Below are 3,522 nucleotides of genomic sequence, written 5' to 3'. Positions count from 1 at the left end.
GCTTCTCATAAATATAAGCAGAAAATTAAAAACAGCCGTCACTCTTGTAGGGCTTGACAATTCTGAAGCGATGCTCGAACAAGCAAGAAAGAAGTGCGAGGCATTTAAAGCAGATATAGAGCTTAAAAATGCAGATATTTTGGAGTATAACTATAATGAGGCAGATCTTTTTATAAGCAACTACACCCTGCAGTTTATCCGTCCGCTAATTCGTGAGGAACTTGTGAAAAAGATATCGGCTTCTTTAAAAAGAGGGGGGCTTTTCATCTTTAGCGAAAAAGTTATAAGTCATCATCCAAAGCTCAACAAAGAGCTGATTGAGCACTACTACGACTTTAAAAAAGAGCAGGGTTACTCTGAATATGAGATAGTGCAAAAAAGAGAAGCATTGGAGAATGTTTTGGTGCCATATAGTGAAGATGAAAATATAAAAATGGCGAAAAACTGCGGTTTCTCACACTGTGAAGTAGTATTTCGCTGGGCAAATTTTGCAACTTTCGTAGCTATAAAATAAAATTACTTCATATTTCGTCGTTAATTTATCTCAATGTACAGAAGTACATTTTTTGCTAAATTGCCTAGAACTATTTTGTAATTTTAATTTATAGAAATTGTTTACTTCATATTTCGTTGTTAATTTATCTCAATAATATATATCTTGTATCGATTGTTACCAAACATTGCCTTTTGGTTTTTCCTCTTTTTTTTCTTCTCCTCCTATAACATACTCTACGATTTTATTTGCATTTTTGCCGATGCTCTCGTATGTTATCACATTGTCATCGTTGCAATCTTTGTGGTAATAACCTTGAACATCATAATACTCGTTACACTCATTTGCATAGTATTTAGCAGATATTCCCGTTCTGTTTACACAGCCTAAAAAGAGAAAAAGTGTTGAAATGATTAATATGTATTTTGTCATAAATAGTTTCAAGCAAAAACTAATCCACTTCTGTTTTATACTTTAAAACTCTCTTTTGTTTTGCAGTATGAAGTTAAAAAGCACTCATCGCATTTTGGATTTTTTGCCTTGCAGATATAACGTCCAAAAAGCACCATTCCTTGATGAAGCGTGCGTAGATTATTTTTAAACTTTTTAACAAGCGTCTCCTCTGTCTTTGTTGCAGTTTTATCGTCACTTAATCCGAGTCTGTGCGAAACTCTAAAGACATGAGTATCAACAGCCATAAGATTGGCACCCATATACTCTATCATTACGACATGTGCTGTTTTCTGTCCAACTCCGGCTAGCGTTATGAGCTCTTTTTCATCCATAGGTATCTCTTTGTTATAAACTTGTACGACTCTTTTTGCCATCGCTATAATATTTTTTGCTTTATTGTTGAAGAATGAACAACTGTTAATGATGGATTTTATATCTTCTATTTTAGCTTCTGCCAAAGTTTCTGGATCTGGATATTTTTCAAACAGAGCTGGGGTTATAAGATTTACTCTAATATCAGTGCACTGCGCAGAGAGTGCAACGGCAACGACTAATTCATAAGCATTTTTGTAGTTTAGTTCGGTTACTGCATCACTGTATTTTTCTATAAAGAGATTATGAATCTCTCTAATTTGCTGTTTTGTAGCTTTTTTCATGGCGTAATTATATACAAAATGCTCTTTGTTTAATAATCATTAGTATTAACTAACTAAAATTTTTTACATAAATAAGGAAGAATGAATGAAAACAGTAACAAGATTGATAGCTCTACTAGCTATGGTATCGACAATGTCGATGGCTCAAATATTGGTAACGGTTAACGGTACCGTAATTACTCAAGAAGATGTTGATAAAGAGCTTATGAATGCAACACAAGGGAGATTAAATCAGGTTCCTCAAGAGAAACAGGCGGAGTTTAGAAAACAGGTGTTAGAGCAGTTAATTGCTAAAGAGCTTGTGTATGATGATGCAAAAAAATCAGGACTGTTAAACTCACCAGATTTTAAAGAGAGATATGAAGAGGTAACTAATAGAATTAAAAAAGAGGTTGCTATACAAGTTTGGCAAAAAAGAGAGTTTGATAAGATAGCAGTATCTGAAAAAGAGAAAAAAGATTATTATGATGCAAACAAAGAGGAGTTCGCTGAAGATGAGAGCGTAAGAGCTCGCCATATACTTGTAGATAAAGAGAGTGATGCAAAGAGTATTATCGCTGAGCTTAAGCCTTTAAAAGGTGAAGCACTCAAAAACAAGTTTATGGAGATTGCAAAAGAAAAGTCTTCTTGTACTAGTGCTCCCGAGGGTGGAGATTTAGGCTATTTTACTGAAGGGCAAATGGTTCCTGAGTTCAATAACAAAGCATTCTCGATGAAAGCAAAAGAACTTACTACAGAGCCTGTAAAAACGCAATTTGGATATCATGTTATATATATTGAAGATAAAAAACCAAAAACAACTAGAAACTACTCTGAGGTAAAAATGGCAATCGAGCAGAGACTAAAAGTTGAAAAAGCTAAAAATGTAATGCTACAAAAGATGAAAGAGTTAGAGAAAAAAGCACAAATCAAATAACTTTATATATTCTCCCGTCTCTATTAGACGGGAGATATTACACGCTTCTACGAATTTCATCAAAAAATCTCATCTAAACCCCTTGAAAAACCGCAAGAACTCTGTTAGATAAAAACAACGTTTTCGTCAAGATTCACTCTTTTTGGCTGATATGTATTGATTTTTGCATCTTTATCTTCATAGCCAAGAACAACACTGTAAAGAAGTGCTAAATTATCAGGAACATTCAAAACATCTGCAACTACTTTTCCAAACTCTGTAGTAGAGCCTTGCGGACAACTCTCTATACCAAACTCTTGAGCTGCGAGCATAATAGTTTGCATGTATGCACCGCAATCAATAAGCACTCCTTGCGCATTTTCTATCATGGCTTTATCTGTAAAAACAAAAAAAACAGTCTGCGCCCCAAACCATCTAAAGTTGTCTTGCCACATTTTAGTTCTGGTTTGTATATCTTTTCTCTCTACGCCCATTAAAGCATAGAGTCCAACGCCTGTTTCTATTCTTCTTTTTTTATAAAGAGCTTTTGAGTTTAGCGGATAGTATTGGATAAATTGGTCGTTTTTTACACCACTGTTCATCTTTTGGATTATTGCATCACCTATGTTTTTCAAGACCTTTTCATTGCTGATTGCATAAGTAATCCAGGGCTGCATATTCGCTCCACTTGGAGTCATGGCAGCAGCTTTTAAAATTTTCTCTTGGATATCTCGCGGCAGCGGCTTTGGGAGGAAAGCTCTTTTTGCCGAGCGGTTTATAATAGCATCGATAATCGTTGACATATACAATCCTAAGTAAATTTTTTTTGGAATTATAATCTAAATTGAATTAAAAGATACTGTAATAGTTAAAGACTAAAAAGACTTGACAACAAGTAGCTCAACTCGATATAATAAGAGCTGAAATAAAACAGAGGAATTTACAGATGAATAATATATTTGAAAAACTTACAAACAATATGACCGAATCGATTGAGTCGGCAGTCTCATTGGCACTCTATAATA

At 34.4% G+C, this 3,522-nt stretch carries 4 protein-coding genes and 1 pseudogene; 2 read left to right on the top strand and 3 right to left on the bottom strand.

Annotated elements, in window-relative coordinates; genetic code table 11:
* Positions 1–514 (top strand): methyltransferase domain-containing protein (locus tag M0Q17_RS10930; protein WP_295086772.1); only part of this gene is annotated, 514 nt, incomplete at its 5' end.
* 273 nt (positions 515–787) lie between these two features.
* Here the strand turns inward: M0Q17_RS10930 and M0Q17_RS10925 are convergent.
* Positions 788–925, bottom strand: a pseudogene (locus M0Q17_RS10925) (hypothetical protein); the annotation flags it as partial.
* 35 nt (positions 926–960) lie between these two features.
* Positions 961–1,602: an endonuclease III gene (gene nth / locus M0Q17_RS10920; protein ID WP_295086770.1), complete on the bottom strand. Its 642-nt coding sequence runs from the start codon at positions 1,600–1,602 to the stop codon at positions 961–963.
* Positions 1,603–1,687: 85 nt separating this feature from the next.
* Between nth and M0Q17_RS10915 the strand changes: the two genes are divergently transcribed.
* Positions 1,688–2,518: a peptidylprolyl isomerase gene (locus tag M0Q17_RS10915; protein ID WP_295086768.1), complete on the top strand. Its 831-nt coding sequence runs from the start codon at positions 1,688–1,690 to the stop codon at positions 2,516–2,518.
* A gap of 104 nt (positions 2,519–2,622) precedes the next feature.
* Here the strand turns inward: M0Q17_RS10915 and M0Q17_RS10910 are convergent, their stop codons facing one another.
* Positions 2,623–3,300, bottom strand: a complete 678-nt coding sequence (locus M0Q17_RS10910) for a nitroreductase (RefSeq protein ID WP_295086766.1) — start codon at positions 3,298–3,300, stop codon at positions 2,623–2,625.
* Between the last annotated feature and the right edge of the window lie 222 nt (positions 3,301–3,522).

It is taken from the genome of Sulfurimonas sp., from assembly GCF_023229105.1.
Lineage (GTDB): Bacteria > Campylobacterota > Campylobacteria > Campylobacterales > Sulfurimonadaceae > Sulfurimonas.
Note: the sequence above shows the minus strand (reverse complement) of the source record. Positions and strands in the feature narration are given on the sequence as shown.